General features: G+C 58.8%; 20 protein-coding genes. 8 read left to right on the plus strand and 12 right to left on the minus strand.

All coding sequences use genetic code 11. The features are described from left to right. Window positions 1-8: 8 nt before the first annotated feature. The 4 genes from ACN0WW_RS12065 to ACN0WW_RS12080 form a co-directional block, all read right to left on the minus strand. A complete protein-coding gene (locus ACN0WW_RS12065; protein WP_417612804.1) occupies window positions 9-974 on the minus strand; it encodes an alpha/beta fold hydrolase in 966 nt (321 codons plus the stop codon). A 20-nt stretch (window positions 975-994) separates the two neighbouring features. Beyond that, window positions 995-1,753, minus strand: a complete 759-nt coding sequence (locus ACN0WW_RS12070; RefSeq protein ID WP_417612806.1) for a crotonase/enoyl-CoA hydratase family protein — start codon at window positions 1,751-1,753, stop codon at window positions 995-997. Window positions 1,754-1,862: 109 nt separating this feature from the next. Further along, the gene (locus ACN0WW_RS12075; protein ID WP_417612808.1) at window positions 1,863-2,987 is read right to left on the minus strand and encodes an acyl-CoA dehydrogenase family protein; all 1,125 of its coding nucleotides are present in this window, start codon (window positions 2,985-2,987) and stop codon (window positions 1,863-1,865) included. Between the two features lie 117 nt (window positions 2,988-3,104). Beyond that, window positions 3,105-4,319, minus strand: a complete 1,215-nt coding sequence (locus tag ACN0WW_RS12080; protein WP_417612810.1) for an acyl-CoA dehydrogenase family protein — start codon at window positions 4,317-4,319, stop codon at window positions 3,105-3,107. A 149-nt stretch (window positions 4,320-4,468) separates the two neighbouring features. Here ACN0WW_RS12080 and ACN0WW_RS12085 point away from each other — a divergent pair, with 149 nt between their 5' ends. Together ACN0WW_RS12085 and ACN0WW_RS12090 are read left to right on the plus strand one after the other, a co-directional pair. After that, window positions 4,469-6,700, plus strand: coding sequence for a molybdopterin-containing oxidoreductase family protein (locus ACN0WW_RS12085; RefSeq protein ID WP_417612812.1), 2,232 nt, complete (start codon window positions 4,469-4,471; stop codon window positions 6,698-6,700). Window positions 6,701-6,745: 45 nt separating this feature from the next. After that, window positions 6,746-7,510, plus strand: a complete 765-nt coding sequence (locus tag ACN0WW_RS12090) for an SDR family NAD(P)-dependent oxidoreductase (protein ID WP_417612814.1) — start codon at window positions 6,746-6,748, stop codon at window positions 7,508-7,510. A 22-nt stretch (window positions 7,511-7,532) separates the two neighbouring features. Here ACN0WW_RS12090 and ACN0WW_RS12095 read toward each other — a convergent pair whose 3' ends face one another. The 8 genes from ACN0WW_RS12095 to thiS all read right to left on the minus strand — a co-directional run bounded on the left by ACN0WW_RS12095 (window position 7,533) and on the right by thiS (window position 15,638). Continuing rightward, on the minus strand, window positions 7,533-8,543 hold the full coding sequence (locus tag ACN0WW_RS12095; protein ID WP_417612816.1) for an NAD(P)-dependent alcohol dehydrogenase: 1,011 nt from the start codon (window positions 8,541-8,543) through the stop codon (window positions 7,533-7,535). 198 nt (window positions 8,544-8,741) lie between these two features. After that, window positions 8,742-9,200: a MaoC family dehydratase gene (locus ACN0WW_RS12100; protein ID WP_417612818.1), complete on the minus strand. Its 459-nt coding sequence runs from the start codon at window positions 9,198-9,200 to the stop codon at window positions 8,742-8,744. A gap of 122 nt (window positions 9,201-9,322) precedes the next feature. Beyond that, window positions 9,323-10,237, minus strand: a complete 915-nt coding sequence (locus tag ACN0WW_RS12105; protein ID WP_417612820.1) for an SDR family NAD(P)-dependent oxidoreductase — start codon at window positions 10,235-10,237, stop codon at window positions 9,323-9,325. 76 nt (window positions 10,238-10,313) lie between these two features. Then, window positions 10,314-11,855: a WS/DGAT/MGAT family O-acyltransferase gene (locus ACN0WW_RS12110; RefSeq protein ID WP_417612822.1), complete on the minus strand. Its 1,542-nt coding sequence runs from the start codon at window positions 11,853-11,855 to the stop codon at window positions 10,314-10,316. 223 nt (window positions 11,856-12,078) lie between these two features. Then, window positions 12,079-13,230 (minus strand): EAL domain-containing protein, encoded by a 1,152-nt coding sequence (locus ACN0WW_RS12115; RefSeq protein WP_417612824.1) that lies wholly within the window; start codon window positions 13,228-13,230, stop codon window positions 12,079-12,081. Window positions 13,231-13,245: 15 nt separating this feature from the next. Beyond that, window positions 13,246-13,596 carry a DUF1153 domain-containing protein gene (locus tag ACN0WW_RS12120; RefSeq protein ID WP_417612826.1) on the minus strand — a complete coding sequence of 117 codons (351 nt, stop codon included), beginning with the start codon at window positions 13,594-13,596 and terminating at the stop codon, window positions 13,246-13,248. 370 nt (window positions 13,597-13,966) lie between these two features. Beyond that, entirely contained in the window at window positions 13,967-14,320 is a 354-nt protein-coding gene (locus ACN0WW_RS12125) for a UrcA family protein (protein ID WP_417612828.1), read from the minus strand. A gap of 322 nt (window positions 14,321-14,642) precedes the next feature. Next, a complete protein-coding gene (gene thiS, locus ACN0WW_RS12130; protein ID WP_417612830.1) occupies window positions 14,643-15,638 on the minus strand; it encodes a sulfur carrier protein ThiS in 996 nt (331 codons plus the stop codon). A gap of 84 nt (window positions 15,639-15,722) precedes the next feature. Between thiS and aroQ the strand changes: the two genes are divergently transcribed. The 6 genes from aroQ to ACN0WW_RS12160 all read left to right on the plus strand — a co-directional run bounded on the left by aroQ (window position 15,723) and on the right by ACN0WW_RS12160 (window position 22,573). Further along, on the plus strand, window positions 15,723-16,160 hold the full coding sequence (gene aroQ / locus ACN0WW_RS12135) for a type II 3-dehydroquinate dehydratase (protein WP_417612832.1): 438 nt from the start codon (window positions 15,723-15,725) through the stop codon (window positions 16,158-16,160). Window positions 16,161-16,180: 20 nt separating this feature from the next. Further along, window positions 16,181-16,663 carry an acetyl-CoA carboxylase biotin carboxyl carrier protein gene (accB, locus tag ACN0WW_RS12140; protein ID WP_417612834.1) on the plus strand — a complete coding sequence of 161 codons (483 nt, stop codon included), beginning with the start codon at window positions 16,181-16,183 and terminating at the stop codon, window positions 16,661-16,663. 10 nt (window positions 16,664-16,673) lie between these two features. Beyond that, complete coding sequence (gene accC, locus ACN0WW_RS12145; protein WP_417612836.1) at window positions 16,674-18,029, plus strand: acetyl-CoA carboxylase biotin carboxylase subunit; 1,356 nt, start codon at window positions 16,674-16,676, stop codon at window positions 18,027-18,029. Between the two features lie 335 nt (window positions 18,030-18,364). Beyond that, window positions 18,365-19,306: an RcnB family protein gene (locus ACN0WW_RS12150; protein WP_417612838.1), complete on the plus strand. Its 942-nt coding sequence runs from the start codon at window positions 18,365-18,367 to the stop codon at window positions 19,304-19,306. 171 nt (window positions 19,307-19,477) lie between these two features. Beyond that, window positions 19,478-20,353 carry a formate/nitrite transporter family protein gene (locus ACN0WW_RS12155; RefSeq protein ID WP_417612840.1) on the plus strand — a complete coding sequence of 292 codons (876 nt, stop codon included), beginning with the start codon at window positions 19,478-19,480 and terminating at the stop codon, window positions 20,351-20,353. Window positions 20,354-20,680: 327 nt separating this feature from the next. Continuing rightward, on the plus strand, window positions 20,681-22,573 hold the full coding sequence (locus ACN0WW_RS12160; protein WP_417612842.1) for a c-type cytochrome: 1,893 nt from the start codon (window positions 20,681-20,683) through the stop codon (window positions 22,571-22,573). Window positions 22,574-22,604: the final 31 nt, after the last annotated feature.

Here is a 22,604-nt window from a genome sequence, read left to right on the forward strand (position 1 = left end):
GCAGGGCATTAGTCCGTCCAAAGCGCCAATACCGCCCGCAGCGCCGTCACCAGCGCCAGCGGCTGGTCGAGCATAAGATGATGTTCGGCGTCCGGCACCGCGATCATCGGAATATGGCCGCCGCCGAGTTCGCGGAGATAGGCCGCGCTGTCGCCATCGAACAACTTGCTCTTCTCGCCATAGACGATCGCCAGCCGGTGCGGCAGATCGGCAATGCGCTGCGGCGTCTGCGCCCATTTCGCCATGTCATTTTCGTTGCGGTGAAACACCATCGGATCGAATTTCCAGGACCAGCCCTGCTGTTCGCCGTCATCGACCCGGCGCAGCGAATGATAGGCCATATATTCCATGAGGAACGGCTGCTGCACCGGCTGCGGCGGCGCCAGCACAAAGCGCTCCCGTGCCGATGGATAGTCCGGATAGAGTTTGTTCGGCCGATCCGATCGACCGGAGCCGGGAGGGCCACCACCATTCTCGAAATGGGCCGCCAGCCGTTCCGGCCGCATCACCATCAGGTCGCAGATAATCAGCCCGCCAAAACGTTCGCCCGCCATCTCCATCGCAGTCAGCGCGACGCCGGAGCCAAAGCTGTGGGCAATGATCTTCGGTTTCACGGCCCCGGAAAACAGATCCAGAGCCTCGGCGATCGCCACCATGTCGCTGGCGCGCTTGTCGCCATCGCAATCGGCGGACATTTCGCTCTCGCCCATCCCGGCCAGATCATAGGCGATGATGTCATAGTCCCCGGCCAGGAATGGCGCGATAAAGGCAAAGCAGCGCGCATGGGCGAGAAAGCCGTGAGTCATCAGCAGCGGCGGCTTGCCGCGCGTGCCCCAGCGGAAATAATGGACCTTGTGCCCATTCACTTCAACAAAGGCTTCCTCGCGCGGCAATGCCATTGCCTCGACAAACCATGCCGGCAGGTCCTGATCACCAGCCCAGATATCCACGATATCCGGGCTGGCTGTTGTCACATGGTCATCCATTGGGGAGCTTATTCGCCCTTCCAGTCCGGCTTGCGCTTCTGGGCAAAGGCCAGCGAGCCTTCCTGCGCATCCTTGGAGGTGAAGACGGGGCCCGTGATTTCCGCCTGCTTCTTCCAGGCTTCCTCGCTGGTCCAGTCGTAGCTTTCGTTGATGATCTTCTTGGTCGCTTTCAGCGCCAGCGGGCCATTGGCCGCCACCGTGGTCGCCAATTCGATCGCCGCGTCCAGCGCAGCGCCTTCGGTGACACGATTGACAAAACCGACTTCATAGGCGCGCTGTGCGGTGAAAAAATCACCGGTCAGCGCCCATTCCATGGCAATGCGTTTGCCGACCAGTTGCTGCAACTTGATCACGCCGCCAGCGGCTGCCACCAGACTGCGCTTCACTTCCGGAATGCCGAATTTCGCGTTCACATTGGCCACGCACAGATCGCAGGCCAGCGCCAGTTCGAGGCCGCCCGCCAGTGCATAACCTTCGACCGCAGCGATCAACGGTTTTTCCGGCCCCTTTTCGGTGATACCGCCAAAGCCATAGCCTTTGACCGCAGGCGTTTCACCGCGCAAAAAGCCCTTGAGATCCATGCCGGAACAGAAAGTGCCACCCGCACCGGTAATGATCCCGGCGTTCAGGCTATTGTCGCTGTCGAGCTGTTCCATCGCCGCACGAATGCCTTCCGCAGCAGCCTTGGTCATCGCGTTCTTGGCTTCCGGCCGGTTGATGGTGACGATGATGAAACCATCGCGAATTTCGGTGAGTACTTCAGACATGTTTGTTTCTCCTATCTTTGCTCAAACCGCTAGTCCTGAGCCTGTCGAAGGACGCTTCAAGTCCACAGGCGCAGTTCGACAAGCTCAGTGCTAACGGCAAATTTTACATTCAATCAAACAGCAATCCCGCCAGTTTCGACCGTTGATAAGCCGCATCGCCGATCAGCGCGCCTGACAAAATTGCTTTCCGCCGGTGGAGCTGCGCGTCACAATCATGGGTGAAGCCGAAGCCGCCATGGAACTGGATCGCGCGATCCGCCGACGAGGAATAGCTTGAATGGGACTGCGCCGCCGCCATCCGTACCGCAACTTCGCCGCGGCCCTGTTCGCCCCAGCTGTGCGCAGCGCTGTAGAGATGCGTCCGCGCCTTTTCATATTCGACATAATTGTTGACCGTCGGGTGCTTCAGCGCCTGATAGCTGCCGATGATCTTGCCGAACTGCTTGCGGGTTTTGAGATATTCCAGCGTATAATCAATCACCGCCTGCGCGCCGCCGGTCATTTCGGCGGCATGGATCAGGCCGGCTGCCAGCTCGATCTTCTCCAGCGTCTCGCGGGTCCGCGACGCGTCAAACAGCGCATCGGCGGAGACGGTCACGCCGTCCAGAGTCACTTCATAGCTGCGCGCGGTTTCGTCGATCACCGTTTCGCGGCGCAGCGCGCCATCGGGCAGCGCCGAGCGTTCGATCAGGGCAAAGCGCACCGCGCCATCCATCTTGACCGAAGCGATGATCAGTTCCGCGCTGTCGGCCCAGAGCACCAGCTGCTTCTTGCCGGACAGGGTCACCGTGCCGCCGCTCTCGGTCGCGCCGCATTCGATATTGGCCAGATCCCAGTCGCCATTATCCTCTCGCAGCGCCAGCGTTGCTGCGGTGCCCGCCGCGATCTTTGGCAGCCATTCCGCCTGTTGCGCTTCACTGCCACCAGCGAGCAGCGCCTGCGCCGCCAGCGTCGTCGATCCGAACGGCGTGCTCATCAGATTGCGGCCCATCTGTTCGACGATCGGCACGACTTCGGCCATCGAAAGACCGACTCCGTCATGCGCCTCGGGAATCGCGATCGCCAGCCAGCCGAGTTCGCCGATTTCTTTCCAGATCGCGGGATCATAGCCGAGTTCGTCGTCGATCAGTCCCCGGACCTTGTCGATCGGGCTTTTATCACGACAGAAATTGGTCGCCACGTCCATCAGTTCGATCTGTTCTTCGGTCGTGCCGATTGTGCCTAGATTATCCATATATTCCCTCAATTTCCCAAATGCTGGTCCAGACCGTTAGCCCTGAGCCTGTCGAAGGGCGCCTCGCGATCGAGAGCCGTGGTTCGACAAGCTCACCACTAACGGCAGCTCCAATCCCTATCTCGTTTTCGGCAACCCGAGCGCATGCTCTGCAACGATGTTCCGCTGAATTTCCGACGTCCCGCCGCCGATGGTGGCCGAGAAACTGTTCAGATAGCTGCGATGCCAGTAGCCGTCATCGACCGCATTTTCGTCGCCGACATAATAGCCCGCCTTGGTGCCCTGGAAAGCGAGTGAAAATTCGGTCAGTTCGCGGATCAGTTCGGTGCGCGCCAGCTTGTTCATCAGTGGCAGCCCCATCGGCCGGTCCTGCATCAACTGCGGCATCCGGCGGCGGGTGTTGTTGAGATTGAGCGCCTGGATATCGATCATATATTGCGTCATCTTGTCGCGCATCACCGGGTCGTCGAGCAGCGGTTTGCCGTTACGGACCGAATTTTTTGCCAGCTCGACGATTTCCATCACGTCCAGTTCCTTGACGAAATAGCCGCCGACCGGCTTGACCTTGGCGCCGCGCTCATATTCCAGCGTCTTCATCGCCATCGACCAGCCATTTCCCTCGCCGCCAAACAGGCAGTCGGCGGAAATGCGGGCGTCGGTAAAGAAGGTCTGGACGAAGCCATATTCGCCGGTCAGTTTCTTGATGCGGCTGGTGGTGATACCGTCGATCTTCATCGGATTGAGGAAGAAGCTGAGTCCTGCATATTTGTTCGGCGCGTCAAAATCGGCGCGCGCCAGCAGGATCATATATTTCGCGCGGTCGCCGAGCGAGGTCCAGATTTTCGAGCCATTGAGCACATATTCGTCACCGTCGCGGACGGCTTTCAATTGCGCGTTGCCGAGATCCGATCCGTTCTCCGGCTCCGAAAAGCCCTGGCACCAGATATCCTCGGCGCTGAGCATCGGCTTGATATATTTCTGCTTCTGCTCCTCGCTGCCAAGATCGAGGATCAGCGGTCCCGCCCAGCCGTTGCCGATCGCATTGAGCATGATCGGCGCATCATATTTCTTCATCGCCCGTGTGGCTGCCCGCTGATATTCGCTGTGCAGACCGCCGCCGCCATATTCCTTCGGCCAGCTGGCACCGAGATAGCCCGCTTCATAGACCTTGCGCTGCCAGTCGCGGAGGAAATCGAACTGCTCGTCCGTCGATACTTCCATGAAGGTCAGCGGCAGCATGAAACCGGGATCGCGGACGGTATTTTCCTTGAACCAGGCGTCGGCCTGTTCGGTATAGTCCTTGAGTTCGGCTGCACTCGGTTTGTCGGCCATGGGTCTTGCTCCAGATTGCTTATCAATAGGGCCAGTGGCACGATGCCATTGCCCGGGATATTGTTTGAATCAATAGTGAGGTTAATTGAACGATTAAATTGCAAAAAGCAATGGTTCGGACCTGCTAATTCAGGCGGATGGAGAGAAATATGGTCAGCGACGATTTTAGCGGGCAGAAACATGTCATGTGCCGGGCCTGCCACGCCCATTGCGGCCTGATCGTCGATTTCGAGGACGGTGTCCCGGTCAAGACCCACGGCGACAAGGATAACCCGGAATTCGAGGGATATAGCTGCATCAAGGGACGGCAGCTCGCCAATTATCACAGTTTCGATACCCGCCTGCTGACCAGCTACACCGGCATGAAGCACGGCGAAAAACAGGCGGTACACTGGCGCGATGCAGCGCGCGATATCGCCCAGCGGCTGGAGCATATTGTCGACGAACATGGCCCCGACGCGGTCGCGTCCTATGTCGGGACCTTCGGCTATAATAATGTCAACGCCCATGCTTTCATGCTGGCGCTGATGGATGCCATCGGTTCGACGTCGGTCTATGACAGCGTTACCATCGACCAGCCGGGCAAGGGCATTGCCCGCGCGCTGATCGGCCCCTGGCTCGCCGGCGCGCCGCGCGTCGGGGACTGGGACGGGCTGATGCTGGTCGGCACCAATCCGGTGGTGTCGATGAACGGCGGCCTCGGCATGAATCCGGCCAAGAAACTGCACGATGCCAAGAAGCGCGGGATGCAGCTGATCGTTATCGATCCGCGGATTACCGACAGCGCCCGTCAGGCCGATATCCACCTGCAATGCCGCCCTGGCCAGGACCCGATCCTGATCGGTGCCATCGCGAAAATTGTGATCAACGAAGAGCTGTACGACAAGGATTTCGTTGCTAGCGATGTCGACGGGTTCGAAGCGCTCAAACAAGCCGTTCAGCCTTTCGACGCCGGACCAGCCGCCGACCGTGCAGGCGTGGCGGCAGAGGATATCGTCCGTGCTGCGCGCATGTACGGCAGCTGGAAAAAAGCGAGCATCAGCGGCGGCACAGGCACCAATATGTCCGGCGGCGGCAATATCACCGAATATCTCAATCTGGCACTGACCTCGATCATGGGCCACTGGCTGCGCGAAGGCGATCTCAACCGCCGAACCGGCGTGTTCACCAAGCCCGCATCTCCGATTGCAGCGACGCCCGGTCCGATCCCGGCCTGGGGCTTTGGCCGCAAGCTGCACAGCCGCGATCTCGAGCAGAGCATCTCCGGCATGCCGACGGCCGCCCTGCCCGACGAAATCCTGACCCCCGGCGACAAGCAGGTGAAGGCACTGATCTGCCTGGGCGGCAATCCGATGCTCGCCTGGCCCGATCAGCTGAAGACGTTCGAGGCGATGAAGGCGCTCGACCTGCTGGTCTGCATTGATCCACGCATGTCGAAAACCGCCGAGCTGGCAGACTATGTGATAGCGCCCAAGCTGCATTATGAAGTGCATGGCAACACCGCCGCGCCGGAAGTCTATGGCGGCTTCGGTGCTGGCTGGGGCTTTGAAAATAATTATGCGCAGGCCAGCCTGCCGATCATGGACGTGCCCGAGGGCTCCGACCTGTGCGAGGAATATCAGTTCATCCACGCGCTGGCTTCCGAACTGGGCAAGCCGCTCAAGGTCAAATCCTGGGCGCTTCTCGCTCACCCGCAGGAGCGCGAGGAAAAAGTGACCCTTATACCGCCCGGAGATACCCCCGATCCGATCAGCGCGTGGAAAGCCTCGCTCAACGGCTGCCCCGCCGATATAGAAGCGCTCTACGCGGACGAAGAGGTGCGGAAAGGCACGATCGTCGATGCGCAGGCGCTGCTGGTGCAGCCGAAGCCGGAGGGCTGGGAAGGCAAATTGTCCGTCGGCAATGCGGCGATGATGGAAGAATTGGAAGCCTATGCTGCCAAGCTGGACCAGCCGGTTGAGGATGGCGACTTCCCGTTCCGGCTGATCGGGCGGCGGATGACCGCGATCCACAACAGCAACTGGCACGAAGATCCGGTGCAGCGCAAACGCGTGCCGCACCACCCCGCCTATATGAACCCGGCCGATATGGAAGCGCTCGGCCTCACCGAGGATCAGCCGGTCGAGCTGGAATCGGAGCGCGCCTTCATCAGCTGCGTTGCCAAGGCCGACAAGACCGTCCGCGCCGGATGTGTTTCCACCCCACACAGCTGGGGCACCAATCCGGACGAGAAGGAAGATCCGCTTGGTGAAGGTGGCAACACCGGACGGCTGTCCTACAACGACCGCGACTTTGACAAGCGCACCGGCATCCCGCTGATGAGCGCGATCCCGATCCGGGTCCGCGCGAAGCAGCCGGCGGTGATGGAAGCGGCGGAGTAATTTGATCCTCTCCCATAGGGAGAGGAAGATGCCAGGAGACCCACCATGACCAATCCGTTGTTCGATCTCACCGGCGATGTCGCCGTCATCACCGGCGCCGGTCGCGGGATCGGCGAGGGCATGGCCAAGGTGCTGGCCGATGCCGGCTGTAACGTCGTCTGTGCCTCGCGCAGCATCGACCAGATCAGCCGTGTCGCCGACGCGATCAACGCCAGCAACAGCAGCGGTCGCGCCATCGCCCACGCTGCCGATGTAACCAGCGCCGAGGATATGGATGCCCTCGCCCAGCGTGCGGTCGACGAATTTGGCAAGCTCGATATCTGGGTCAACAATGCTGGCGGCTCTCTGGTATCGGCACCGCTCACCGAACTGGATGAAGCCGAGTGGGACAAGACGCTCGCAACCAACCTGACCTCCGTGTTCCACGGCGTTCGCGCTGCCTGTAAGCATTTCGGCGAGGGCAGCCGGATCGTCAACACCAGCTCACTGGCGGCGGAGGAACCCTTTCCCGGCAGCGGTCATTACAGCGCTGCCAAGGCTGGTGTGCTGATGTTGACCAAAACCCTCGCCCATGAACTCGGCCCCAAGACGCGTGTCAACGCGATCCTGCCCGGCTTTGTCCCTACCGAGACGGTCAAGAAGGCGCTGAGCATGAGCGACGAGGATTTTGTCGGCTTTGAAGACACGCTCGGCCTGCCCGCCGGACGGCTGGGCACGCCGACCGACATCGGCGCGCTCACGCTTTATCTGTGCGCGCCGGGCTCGGCCTGGATGACCGGCCAGTGCATCCGGCTGGCGGGCAAGCCCTGACGCCGCAGGCCGGTCGCAGGCGTCAGTTGTCGAGCACGATCCGGTAGCGCGCCTTGCCGCTTTCCAGATGCTCCAGCGCCTCGTTGATCTGGTCGAACGGGAAATGTTCGGTGACCACCTTGATGTCATGACGCGCGCAGAACTCGAGCATGTCGGCGACGGTGTGCGGACTGCCGACCAGCGACGAGGACAGCGAGAGTTGCGAGAACATCAACGGCATCAGCTGCAGCTCGGCCGGCACCGCCTGCACACCCAGGAAGTGCAGCCGGCCCTTTGGTTTCAGCATGGCGATGATCTGGTTCCAGTTGAGCGCCACATCCACCGTGCTCAGGATGACATCGAAACTGCCCGCGGCCGCCGCCAGGGCTTCCGGGTCGCGGGAATTGACCACCTCATGGGCGCCCAGCGCCATGGCTTCTTCCTTTTTCGAACTGCTGGAGGTCAGGGCGGTGACGTGGCAGCCCCAGGCCTTGCCGAATTGTAGCGCCAGATGCCCCAGCCCGCCGATGCCGAGCACGGCGATCCGGTCGGTCGGCTTGATGCCGAATTTCACAAACGGATTGAACACGGTGATACCGGCGCAGAACAGCGGCCCGGCATCAGCAACATCGATACCGTCCGGCAACTTGACCACGCTCACCCCGGAGGCACGCACAATATCGGCAAAAGCGCCGTTGCGGCCCGGCGAAACCGTTGACTGAACGGATTCGCACAGATTGTGGTCGCCATCGAGACACTGGGGGCAGGTCATACAATAATGCGAATGGCCACCCAGCCCGACCTTGTCGCCGACCTTGACGTGCGTCACTTCCGGTCCGACATCGATCACAGTGCCGGTCGCTTCATGCCCGCCGACAAAGGGAAACTCGGTTGCACCCCAGACATTGTCGCGGAGGCTGAGGTCGGTGTGACAAACACCGCAATATTCCACCTGGATATCAATATCATTGGAGCCCAGCGCCCCCAGTTCATATTCAAACGGTTCGAGTTTGCTTCCGGCCTTTGGCGCGGCATAAGCTTTTACAGTGCGCATAACGGTTCTCCCCATCAATCTAAATCTCGTCAGCGAGTCGCATATCTCGCCGTCGCTGGACACTGTCATATCAATGCATGCCGGCAACGATGAGCAGCGGCCAGCCTGCCGATTGTGGAATCCGCAAAGCCCGATGCACCACGAAAAAGGGCTCCGGAAATGATCCGGAGCCCTTCCATTCAAATATGATGCTTCAGCCTATCCGACGACGATCATCACCAGGGACGTGGCGATCAGCGCCGGGGTTTCGATGCCGTCGATTTCGACCACAACATTATAGGTCAGCAGCCAGCGGCCCGGCTGTTTTTCCACCGCATCGACCAATGTATGGCGGCCGCGTACCTTGGATCCGGCGCGCACCGGATTGAGGAAGCGAACCTTGTCGAAGCCGTAGTTGATGCCCATCACCGTGCCTTCGAGGCCCAGCGTCGTGCCATAGGAAAGCTTCGGCAACAGCGAGAGAGTCAGCAGTCCATGGGCGATGGTCCCGCCGAAAGGCGTGGCCTTCGCTTTTTCCTCGTCGATATGGATGAACTGGTGATCCTCGGTGCAGTCGGCGAATGTGTTGATCCGGTCCTGGCCCACTTCGACCCAGTCCGAAACGCCCACTTCCTTGCCCTTCCAGGATTCGAGTTCGCTTGGTTTGATTGTTGGCATATTCTATCTCCTAAATGCTTGGGTATTTCCGTTAGTGGTGAGCTTGTCGAACCACGCCTCGGGTCGAGAAGCGCCCTTCGACAGGCTCAGGGCTAACGGAAATTCAACAGCTCTACTTTGTTCTAACCCTTTGATTCTTCCTGCATCCGACGGAAGAATTTGCCGCCCTGGCCGCCGCCATTGGCATATTCCTGCATACCGGTTTCATCGAGGATCTTGTCGATATTGTCAGCGATCGCTTCGGCAGAGCGCTTGTCTTCCGGCAACCAGACACCTTCGGTTTCAAAGATTTTCGCCGCAGCATAGCCACCGGCACCGGCGGTCAGGATCGTCTTCGAAGGCGCGCCATCGCTGCACAGATAGACCACAGCCGGGGTTACCGCTTCGGGAACCAGCAATTTCAGGGCTTCTTCCGGCATGATGTCTTCGGTCATGCGGGTTGCTGCAACGGGGGAGATGCAGTTGGTGTGGATGCCCTTGCCGGCGCCTTCCTGGTGCAGGCTGTTCATCATGCCGACAACGGCCATTTTTGCCGCGCCATAGTTGACCTGTCCGAAATTGCCATAGAGGCCGGTCGACGATGTGGTCATCACGATACGGCCATATTGGCGTTCGCGCATATGGTCCCATACCGCCTTGGTGCAATTCGCGCTACCGGTCAGGTGCACGTCCATGACGAACTGGAAATCTTCCATGGTCATCTTGTGGAAGCTCTTGTCGCGCAGCACGCCCGCGTTGTTGACGAGAATGTCGACATGACCCCATTTGGCGATCGCGTCGGCAACCATCTTTTCAACCGCTGGCATATCGGTCACGCTGCAACCCGCTGCCATCGCTTCGCCGCCTTCGGCTTCGATTTCAGCGACAACCTGTTCGGCAACCGTCGCGGAACCACCGGTGCCATCGCGGGCACCGCCAAAGTCGTTGACCACAACTTTCACGCCGCGGCGGGCCAGTTCCTTGGCATGTTCGCGGCCGAGGCCAGCGCCGGCGCCGGTGACAATGGCAACGCGATCGTTGAATTCTACTGTGCTCATAATGGAGTCCCTCTTTAATTGGATGATTAACGGAACCGATGCGCAATCAGTCCCGGTGAGTCAAGCGGCAAGGCCGCTATTTTGCGGCTGTTTTGACCTTCGTCCTGCCTGCCGTAGCGGCAGAAGCCGAAACCCGTTTCTTCGGTTTTTTCGGCTGCTTGGCCTTCTTCGCCCTGGCGGCCTTCGCGGCGGCTGCCTTTCGCTCGTCGGCCGCTTCCATCAGGTCGTCGAAACTTTGCGCAATGCAGTCCGCGTAAAATTCCGGATCCGGCATGATATTGCGGTCCGCCAGAAAGGTCAGGATGACATTGCCGTTATAGCTGGTCACCACATGGAACAATCCCTGTCCCTCGGCCAGAATCCCCATGCCGAAACTTTTGACCAGTCTGGCGCCGGCAAAATACATCTCGACCATTGGTCCGGGGACATTGGTGACGACGGTGTTTACCGCAGGATTGAACCGTTCGACCAGCCCGGCGCGAACCATCATCTTGGTTCCGGCTGCCGTCAAGCCGGCCGGCATCGCGCCTGACAATTCCATCAGCGTCTTGGCCCCCAGCGCCTGGGTCATCGCCTTGGACCTCTGGGTTTCGGCCATGATGAATTGCAGCCGTTCGCCAGTATCGGCGAGATGGGTGCCGACGCCGACCTGCATAATCGTCACCTGATTCCCGGCGCTATCCTTGTCATCGTCCGACCGGACCGACACAGGCGCGCCGATTTTCATCGTCTTTTCCGGCAGGTCGTCCTTGGCTTTCAGATAGGCCCGCATCGATCCGCTGACCACTGCGATCATCACATCGTTGACGGTTGCACCCGGAAAGCCTTCCCGGATTTTCTTGATGTCCGACAGGGCAAATTCTCGCCCGTCAAAAACGCGGTGCGGACTCAGTTTCTTGTTGAACCGGGTCTTCGGGATCGCGCCCTTGGCATCATCGCGCTGGCGGAATTCGCGCTGCACATCGAACAGCCGCTTCGGCATCGGAAGCAGTTTCTGCAGATTCTGCAAGCCGCGCACCGGATTGGCGATATTGTTGAACTGGGCCCTGGCGAGCAAGCCGAACGGGTTGGGGTCCGCTTCCGGTTCGAACTGCATGTCAAATTTTCGGGCTTTCATGTCCGCGTCGAGATCGTGCAGAGCCAGGGTCATCTGGAGACCGGACTGGCCATCAATCGCTGCGTGATGCATTTTATGCAGCACCGCGAAACTGCCTTTCGGGACGCCCTCGACATTGTCGAGGCCTTCGATCACCGTATATTCCCACAGCGGCTTGTTCATATCCATCGGCCGGGCATAGATACGCGCCGCCTGAATACATAATTGCCGCCAGTCGCCCGGCTTCGGCAACGCGATATGGCGGACGTGAAATTCGAGGTCGAAATTGGCGTCGTCAACCCAATAGGGGTGATCAAGATCGAGCGGCACCCGCACCAGTTTCTGACGAAAGATCCGCGCGCCGTCGAGACGGCCTTCGATATAGCGCAGGATATCCTTGAAACCGACCTTGCCGTCGGGTGCAGTGGAGGGATCATAAATCAGCAATTGCCCAATATGCATCGGCGTGTTCGCGGTTTCGGTATAGGCAAACATCGCATCGAGTGCGCTCAACTGTTTCATGGTAATTCCCTCAAGCCTCTCCAATGCTGCGCAGCATAGGACAAATTTATCGGATATGCGACTCTGTAAAGAGTCGGCAGCACAGCTTCACAGGCAAGACTGGTTTGCGCCATCGCCCCGATATCATCCGGGCCGGAAAGACGAGCCGCTGCGTGGCGAAAAATCAGAGCAATCGGAACCTCAATCAGCGGCGTTTGGGTTCATCATTCGCTGTCAGGAAAGATCAGACGTCAGTCCAGTGCTTGACCAGATATTGCGGCGGCACGGCACGGCCCCAATAAAAGCCCTGGCCCTGGTCGGCGCCAAGCAGCTGCGCTTTTTCGAGATGGAAGGCAGTCTCAATTCCTTCAACCACTGTCTTTGCACCGCGCATATGACAGAAGTCGATGATTGAACCCAATACGGTGATCGGGACGCGGTCGTTGCAGAAGGCCCAGAAAATTTCCTTGTCCAGTTTCAACTCGGCAAAGGGAATTTCTGCAATCCGGTCGAGGTTGCTGTGGCCGGTGCCATAGTCGTCGATCGACACCTTCAGGCCGTGGCGACCGAGCATATGGCATATTTCGGCGACCACCTTGATATTCGCCACCCGGTTTTCCTCGGTGATTTCCATGATCACCGACCCCCGCAAATTTTTGTCCTGGTCCAGACGACCAAAAAGCCGTTCGACAAAATCACTTTGCGTCAGCAAGATGGCGCTGCAGTTGAACGAGACCGGGACGCTTTTCCGGGATTTGCGGAGCGCAGCGGCCAGCTTCATCGTCTGGTCGATCACGTTGAGGGTCGCCTCTATTTCAAGAGACATTTCGGTCGCTGCCGAAAAGATGGTGGCCGGACTGATCGCGCGCCTGGTTTTCAGTCGAGACAAGGCTTCATAACCCACAACAGCACCATCCTGCAGAGCATGCTTCGACTGAAATTCCACGACGAGATTATCAAGCAGCCGGTCGCTGGCCACCAGGGCGCTGATATAGTCCGCATCAAGATTTTCCTGCTGGCTTTCTTCCCCATATTGGTCGATTAGCTCGGCCAGCATATTGGGCTCGAAGGGCTTCGGGATCGTGGCGACAATTTGCGAGTCGGCGTCGCGCAGCGATGCGGCAGTGCCGCGGCGCGACTTGCCGTCCGGGCCACTCATCAGAACAAGCGGCAATTTCCGCTCAGCGCAGTCGAAACTGTGCAACAGCCCGGCATTGCTTTTCGCCAGCATTTTCTTGTCGGCGACAATGACATTGGGGGCAAAGGCGGTGGCGCCCGTTTCATCCCCTGGGGAATATACGCACGCTACCGCTATCTCTCGCTGCTCGAGGTCATCCTGCAAGAAGCGGGTAAAGGCGCTCTCTTCGTCAATGACGAGGACACGCTTGTTTCTCATGGCTTGCGCTTTCGACTAATGAAGATCCGGAAACGGATCTCTCGGTGGGTGCGACCCTGATTGATCGGGCTGCTCCTGCTTGGCCCTCGTGTCTGAACGATGTTTCGACAGCTGGCTGACCCGCAAGCCCGGAAGTCCGGACTCATAGATCAACTCCTGCCAGGAGAGAAATTCTTCAAGGGAAAGGTCATAGCGATCGCAGGCCTCCTCAAGGCTGAGCAAGCCACCGTTGACCGCGGCAACCACCTCGGCTTTCCGCCTGATCACCCATCTGGTCATGGCGTCTTTCGGCAGATCATCAAGACTGATCGCTTCTCCGAAAGGGCCGATAACTGACTCCGGTTTTCTTTGGCGACCGACTTCCATAAAATCTCCCAGGACTCGCGATTTTCCGCAGATCGGTCACAGTCGAAACAGGCCGTGAGCCACTCTGCGTTACAGTAATTTACATATGCTCCGGGAAACGTTAATCGGCTGTTAGAACCTATGGTTAATATAGGTGAAATACTTGCGCCAAAAATATATTTTCAGGATTTTTTGATTATATTACATTAATAATACGTATATATGAAATACTGATAAAGTAATATTAAAATAACAGTGTTTTATTTTTCAAAATTTCGTGGTGATCACCTAAAAAGAAACCCCGGTGTAAGGGACACCGGGGGATTTCGAAGGTTTTTACTAGCCAATATCTGGCCGCTTGTTGGGGATCTGCGGCTCTTGCAGCCTTGGCTTAGTTGCTGATCACCATTGCGGTTTCCAGCGTTTTGCCGGATTTTGCCGCAGCCATGATCGTCACACTGGCGCGCTGTGCCGAAGCCTGGGCCTCGCTCATGCAGACGCGATGGTCCTGGACATCGACGAGGTTTTTCGCGTCATAGGCGCCGCAAACTTTGCGAACGGCCCCTTTCAGGCGACCTTGCAGGGTCGACTGGCCGTCTTCGCTGGTCAGATCCAGATCAGCATATTCGACGGTGGCCGTACGAATAGTCCGGTCCTGGGCATGGGCAGTCGCCGAAAATCCGGTCGCGGTCATAGCGATCGCAGCTGCTGCACTAAGGGTTTTGGTAAAGATAGTGTTCGACATATTCTCACTCCTCAAAAAATTTTCCGGGCGGTGCCGGAAAATGGGGGCCGGCGCTGCCCACTTGGGACGAGGTCGGGAGCAGAAGTCCATCGGGCCGGGGAAGGGCTTTCTGGAGAGACTGGGGTTATGCTCCCGCCTCGCTATCCTAGGTAGGCGGATAGCGCCGGATGAGCATTTGAACTTCGATAAACCACTATTGTGATCGGCAGACAGCACGCGGCTTCGACAAACGACAATCGCTGGTCGACCAATATATCATCATGTAACTTTTGTTACGATTCAGATAGTTACAGATGACACCGAATCATGCTGTATTAATACACTAAATCAGACCGGACAGGGGGCTCGACGGGTCTGCGTACATCCGGCGACCCATGCGGCCGGACAGATAGGCTTCCCGTCCGGCCTGCACTGCCAGCTTCATCGCCCGCGCCATCCGCACCGGTTCTTTGGCTTCGGCAATCGCGGTGTTCATCAGTACGCCATCGCAGCCCAGTTCCATCGCGACCGCCGCATCGCTGGCGGTTCCTACTCCGGCATCGACCAGAACCGGTACGCTCGCCCCTTCCACGATCAGCCGGATCGTCACCCGGTTCTGGATACCGAGCCCCGACCCGATCGGGGCACCCAGCGGCATGATCGCAACCGCGCCAGCGTCTTCGAGCTGTTTCGCTGCGATCGGATCGTCGACGCAATAGACCATCGGCTTGAAACCTTCCTTGGCCAGCACTTCGGTTGCCTCCAGCGTTTCGCGCATATTCGGATAGAGCGTCTTCGCCTCGCCGAGCACTTCCAGCTTGACCAGATCCCAGCCGCCAGCCTCGCGCGCCAGCCGCAATGTGCGGATCGCGTCCTCGGCATTGAAGCAGCCGGCGGTGTTCGGCAGATAGGTGACTTTCTTCGGATCGATAAAGTCCATCAGCACCGGCTGGTTGCGGTCGGTGACATTGACGCGGCGCACGGCCACGGTGACAATCTCCGCACCGGAAGCCTCGACCGCCGCCGCGTTTTCGGCAAAGTCCTTATATTTGCCGGTACCGACAATCAGCCGTGACCGAAATGACCGTCCTGCCACCGTCCAGCTGTCGTCACCGGAGCCGCCGCCAACAAAATGCACGATTTCCAGCTCATCGCCCTGCTCGACCATGACATCGTCCAGCGTCGAGCGGGTCACAATCTCGCGATTGCGCTCGACCGCTACCTTGGCGGGATCAAGATCAAGCGACCGTACCAGGTCTGCAATCGATCCCCCTGCCGCTAATCGATGGTCATCGCCATTCAACCGGATCTGAATTTCAGCCATTTGGGTAACTTTCATGTCTTTGATCTCGCTTTTCAAAAACGAGCCATATAAAGAGGGCGCTTCAGTCGCAACCAAAAGCCTTGGGGAGGGACCAATATCTTGGCGACCAAGACCATCTTTATATTGAACGGACCCAATCTCAACCTTCTGGGCATGCGCGAGCCTGAAATCTACGGTTCGGAAACGCTCGACGAGATTGCCGGACAGATGGAAGACCATGCCCAGACGCTCGGCTTCGACGTCGATATCCGCCAAAGCAACCACGAAGGCCATCTGGTCGACTGGCTGCACGAAGCGGCAGCCGACGACGCGCAGGCCGTGATCCTGAACGCGGGAGCGCTGACTCATACATCGGTCGCGTTGTTCGACGCGATCAAGGCAATCCGCACGCCGGTCATCGAAGTGCATCTTTCCAATCCGGCGGCGCGCGAAGATTTTCGCCACAAGAGTTTTATTGCGCCGGTTGCAAAAGGAACGATTTGCGGCTTTGGTGCTTTAGGCTATCAACTGGCGCTGGACGCTGCCAGCAAATTTTAACGTCAGCATAAGGACAGAATATGCCTGCAAAAAAAGAAACGGGTGAAGGCATGAACGTAGATATCAAACTGGTGCGCGATCTCGCGGCCATTCTCGAGAAAGCCGACCTGACAGAAATTGAGGTCGAAGACGGTGACCGCAAGATCAAGGTCGCCCGCGGTGGCGGAACCTATGTTTCAGCACCGGTTGCGTCTGCCCCGGCTCCGGCCCCGGCACCTGCTGCCCCCGCTCCGGCAGCCGAAGCCGCGCCAGCGCCAGCCGATGATCATGTCGGCGCGCAAAAATCGCCAATGGTCGGCACCGCCTATCTTGCCCCCGAACCCGGCGCAGACAATTTCATCAGCGTTGGTGCCAAGGTTTCCGAAGGCGATACATTGTTGATCGTCGAGGCGATGAAGGTGATGAACCCGATTACCTCCGAAAAATCCGGCACGGTCAAGGCGATCCTGGTCGAAAACGGCCAGCCGATTGAATTTGACCAGCCTCTGGTTGTGATCGCTTGAGGTTCGCGGCGTGACCATTGAAAAAATCCTGATCGCCAATCGCGGCGAAATTGCACTCCGGATATTGCGCGCCGCCAAGGAGCTTGGCATCGAAACCGTGGCCGTCCACAGCACGGCCGATTCAGACGCGATGCACGTGCGGCTTGCCGATCAGGCCGTCTGTATTGGTCCGCCGGCTGCCGCTGACAGCTATCTGTCGATCCCGGCGATTATTTCCGCGGCGGAAATCAGCGGCGCCGATGCGATCCATCCCGGCTATGGTTTCCTGTCCGAGAATGCGCACTTCGCCGAAGTGGTCGAAGCGCATGACATCAAGTGGATCGGCCCGAAGCCCGAACATATCAAGATCATGGGCGACAAGGTCGCGGCCAAGAAAACCGCGGGCGATCTCGGCATCCCGCTGGTCCCCGGCAGCGATGGCGCGGTCAGCGAAATTGAAGAAGCCAAACGAGTGGCGAAGGATGTCGGCTATCCGGTGATCATCAAGGCCGCATCTGGCGGCGGTGGTCGCGGCATGAAGGTCGTCAACAGCGAGACCGAGCTGGAAACCCAGATGAAACAGGCCGGCACGGAGGCCAAAGCGGCGTTCGGCGACGCCACCGTCTATATCGAAAAATATCTCGGCGACCCGCGCCATATCGAATTCCAGGTGTTCGGCGATGGCCGCGGCAACGCGATCCATCTCGGCGAGCGCGACTGTTCGCTGCAACGGCGCCACCAGAAAGTGCTCGAGGAAGCCCCCTCGCCCGTCATCAGCGCCGAACAGCGCGAACGGATGGGCAAGGTCTGTGTCGATGCGATGAAGGGCATGCAATATCGCGGCGCCGGCACCATCGAGTTTCTCTACGAGAACGAAGAATTCTACTTCATCGAAATGAACACCCGGCTGCAGGTCGAACATCCGGTAACCGAAATGATCACCGGCTTCGATCTGGTCCGCGAACAGATCCGGATCGCCGATGGCCGTGATCTTTCGGTCGCGCAGGAAGAGCTGGAGTTCAAGGGCCACGCCATCGAATGCCGGATCAACGCCGAAAATCCGAAAACTTGGGCGCCCTCCCCCGGCAAGGTAACCGGCTATCATCCGCCGGGCGGCATGCATGTCCGTGTCGATAGCGGTCTCTATGCCGGCTATTCGATTCCGCCTTATTATGACAGCATGATCGCCAAGCTGATCGTCTATGGCCGCACCCGCGACGGCTGCATGATGCGCCTCGCGCGCGCCCTGGACGAATTTGTCATCGAAGGCGTCCAGACCACGATCCCGCTGCACCAGAAGCTGGTCCACGACGCGGGCTTCCAGTCTGGCGAATATACGATCAAGTGGCTCGAGGAGTGGCTCGAGAAGGATAATTTGAAGGATTAACCTTGCACCTGCAAAGGCGTGGGTTCCTCTATTAGATAGCAAAACCGGTCTGGTTCCCCCGCGTAGGCGGGGGGCCATCTCCTGAACGCTCCTGAAACGCAATGACTGCGTTTAGCCGTGCCGCTCGCCACGAACAGCCAATATCGCCCCCGCTTCCACTCTTCCGAGATGCACCCCGGATCAAGTCCGGGGTGGAAGTTATCTGAACATCAATGTTCAGATAACTTCCACCTTTCCTGAACATAACAAGTCAGTTCAGGCCTCCGACAGGGTTAATAAACTATCACCGGTTGCACAGATGCGGCAGATGGAGTCGCCAGCAACAGGAGTAAGCCATGCGTATATTTCTTATCCCCGGCCTGATGGCTGCCACGATGTTGACGCCCGCCGCCGCATCCGCAGCCGAGATTGCCCCCAACCTCAACAATGCGCCCGGATTGGTCAAAACCGATCTGACCGGTGCCGCTGCCCTGCAGCGTGATGCCCGCAACGAACGCCGCGCAAATCGGGGTAGTGGACTGCGCCAGGCCCAGCGCCCCGGAAACCGTAACAACCGCGGCCAGGCGCGGGTCGAGCGAAGGGTGCGGACGGAACGCGTCGCGCCTTCCCGGCCAGCGGCTCGCGCGGACCGCCGCGCAGATCGCCGCGCAGATCGCAATGTCAACCTCGCGGCCGAGCGCCGCCAGCGTGCGGAACGTAACGCCAGCAGAAATGTCGACCGGCGCTGGGATCGCAACAGAAACGCCGAACGGCGTCGGGATATCCGGCGCGGCGACCGGAATCGCGATGGCCGGGTCGATCGCCGCTGGGACCGTAATCGCGACGGTCGAATCGACCGGCGCTATGATCGCAACAATAATGGCCGCGTCGATCGGCGGGTGGACCGCAACCGGGATGGCCGGATAGACCGGCGCTATCGGGATCAGCGCCGCTATAGCAGCAACCGCAATTACAACCGCGGCGTCCGCAACTGGAACCGGAGCTGGCGCAATGACCGGCGCTATGACTGGCGGCGTTACCGCAATGCCAACCGCAGCTATTATCGGTTGGGGCGCTACTATGCCCCCTATCGGGATTATCGCTATCGCCGCCTGAGCATCGGAATCTCTCTGGGATCGGCGTTCTATGGCTCGCGCTACTGGATCAACAATCCGAGCTACTACCGCCTGCCCGCGGCCTATCCCGGAACGCGCTGGGTCCGCTATTATGATGATGTCCTGCTAATCGACATCTACAACGGCGAAGTCATCGACGTGATCTACGACTTCTTCTGGTAAAGCCGGAAGCCCGGGATACGAACAACCCGCTGCCTGAAAAGGCGGCGGGTTTTTTTGCGTCGCGCGCACTCGACCCAATGTCGTTTCCGCGCGACGCGGACTAATTTGCGGCCGCAAGCAACCTTGTTTATCGGCAATGCGTAAATAGGCATTGGTTGCGGGGAGGTGTTTGTGAACGAAAAGTCAGAAAGCGCGGCAGACAAATCTGATCCGGATGATGAGCCTCAGGTCGAGCTGAGCAACGAAGAAGAGCATCAGGCAAAGGACCGGGCGTCCATTGATTCCAATGTCGTTCATGAAGTCGTTCGCCGCGAAGGTCATGACGAACTGCGGCGACCGGCGTCCTCGCTGTTCTGGTCCGGGCTGGCGGCGGGCATTGCTATCAATACATCGATACTGGGAGAGGCGTTGCTGGAACAGGCGCTTCCCGATACACCGTGGCGACCGGCGATATCTTCCATCGGCTATACATTGGGTTTCCTGATCATCATCCTGGGAAGACTCCAGTTGTTCACCGAAAGCACATTGTCTGCCGCGCTGCCGGTTGCCACCAATCCGACCTGGGAAAATTTGGGCCGCATCGCCCGTCTGTGGGCGATTGTGCTGATTGCCAATCTCATTGGCAGCTTGCTGATCACGGCGCTGCTGAGCGTGAATGCCATAGGCTTCGCCGACCATGTCGACGCGATGATTGAGCTGTCGCGCAAATTGCTGGATCACAGCCCCATGGAGACTTTGCGCGGGGGGATTCCCGCCGGCTTCCTACTGGCCGCCGTTGCATGGTCATTGCCGGTCGGGCGCAAACAGGAATTCTGGATCATATTCTTCTTCACCTATTTCGTGGGACTGGGCGGGTTCAGCCACGTGGTCGCCGGCTCCGGTGAGGCCTGGCTGCTATGGCTCTCTGGTGAAGCCAGTCTCGGCTTTGCCCTGTTCGGTTTCATCCTGCCCGCGCTGGCCGGCAATGTTATCGGTGGCACATTGATCTTCGCTCTGCTCGCGCACGCTCAGGTACATAACGAAATCGCGGAAAATTCGGATGACTGAGCGGGAGCAGAACAGTCAAAGAAATCACGGTGGAGCTCTTGGTCGAAAGACCTCCTTGCTCCTTGTCTCGCTCCAAAATCCGTCGCACAGCAGCGCCCGATCACATGAATACCGGTTCAGTTGTTGCCCAGGCTCTAGTACAGGTCATCTCGCGATGCTAAACAGCCACCGCCGCTACTGTCTAAAAAGATAACATGCCTATGTAAATTCTTGCAGTCCTCTCAATGTCTTATTACTGTCATAATTCCGCGGGTGTAGTGTCTCAATTGAAGCTGCGATTGCTTGACCGATTAGGCGAAGCCACCCCTTTAATGAGGGACCATTTGGATGCTATCTCCTGTAAAACGCTACCGTAATCTGCCTCCGTTCAAAAAGGGTATTGCGACCAGTTTAATCGCGCTTTTCGCCCTGGCCTTTCTGATCGCCGCCATAGCCGCTTTCGCGGTAATGACCGGATCCATCGTCGTCTCGGCCCGCCCCCCGCATAACCCGATCACGACATTCATGCTTCACACCACCTTCAAAAATTCCGTCGCCAGCGAAGCGCGGTGGATCGACAAGACAGCTGCGCAGCCGTTCCCCGGTCAGGAATTGCTCGGGGCTCAGCATTATCAGCAGGTTTGCTCCAGCTGCCATGGCGCACCGGGACTCGGTCAAAGCCCGCAGGCCCTGTCGATGCGCCCGCGGCCGCAATATCTGCCTGCGGTGGTCGATCAGTTTTCCGATGCCGAGCTGTTTGTAATCGTCCGCGATGGCGTGCGCTTCAGCGCGATGCCATCCTGGCCATCGGACAGCGGGTTCTCGGAAATTTGGCCGATGGTCCGGTTCCTCCGGAAACTGCCCGATATGTCGACCGACGAATATCGCACTCTGGTCAGTGGTCCGTTGGCGGACGCCGCTGAAACGCCATCGATCGCGTGGCAGGAGCGCGGGCATCATGAGGCACTCAAACTGCATGCAATGGCGCCTCCGCTAAAGGAATATGCCTATGCGTCGCCATCGATCGGCTGGCGCCCCTTCGGTTTCGACAATCGTCCGCTTTCGTCCTGCGTCGCCTGCCACGGTGCCGACGGCACTGGCGCGGTTGTCCGCGGGAACGCACCAAATCTTACCCTGCTCCCGCAACAGATGATCGAGCAGCATTTGCGTAATTACGCCAACGGGTCGCGCCACAGCGGCTATATGGCTGTGGCTGCGACCGCGCTGTCGGAGCCGCAGATCAAGGCCCTGGCGCAATATTTCTCGCAGAAAGGGCCGAAGCCCTCCAACGTGCCGATTGTGGCGAAACCAAAGTCTATGGAGCTTGGCAAGTCGCTCGCGGTCAATGGCATGGTCGGACGCGGCGTTCCGGCCTGTGCGACATGCCACGGCTCATCCGACAGGCGCAAGATCACCGGCGCGCCGGATATAATCGGTCAGAATGAAGGCTTCCTGCGCACCCGATTGTTCGGGTTTTCCGAGCCGGAAAATCCGTCGCAAGGGTTCAGCAGCTGGCATCCGATGCCCTATATCGCCGACAATCTCTCAGAATCCGGCTATGGTGGCATCGCAGGCTATTTCGCAAGCCTGCCGATGGGGAGCACCCTTACTCCCAACGTACCACGCGGTGCATCGACAAATCCGGCAACCATGCGGATCGAAGACAAACCGCTGAAACGATTCATGAGCGATGTTTGCACAACCTGCCACGGCGACAAGCTCGCCGGCTCGGCTGAGAAAGACATTCCCAATATCACCCTTCAGTCCGAGCCCTATCTTATCCAGCAACTGGCAAGTTTCCGGCTGGATCACCGGGACAGCGAAAAAATGCAGCTGGTGGCAAGCAAACTTTCCACCGATGACCTTGTCGGAATCGCCCGTTACCTGTCCGCTTTGCCGCCCGTCCCTTCCAAAGCAGCCAATCGATCGCTGAAATCATCCACCACCGTCGCCAGCGCTGCCAAGCTCGCCCAGCACGGTGACAAATCGCGTAATTTGCCTGCGTGCCTGTCCTGCCACAGCAGCAAATCGGTAAAGACCGTCGCCTTGATTCCAACTCTGGACGGACAAAATGCGGCCTATCTTGCCGGCAGGCTGGAACGCTGGGCGAAATCTGACGAGATCGCCCGCCACAAACGGACTCTGGGACCGATGGCCGGCATCGCCCGCAAACTCACCACAGAAGAGAGGCGCGGCCTGGCAAACTACTTCGCTCAGCGGACCATGCAGGCAAAAAACTAGGCGGGATTCGGCAGCCGCAAGGCGACCGGAC

The sequence above is a fragment of the Parasphingorhabdus sp. genome (genome assembly GCF_048269865.1).
GTDB lineage: Bacteria > Pseudomonadota > Alphaproteobacteria > Sphingomonadales > Sphingomonadaceae > Parasphingorhabdus.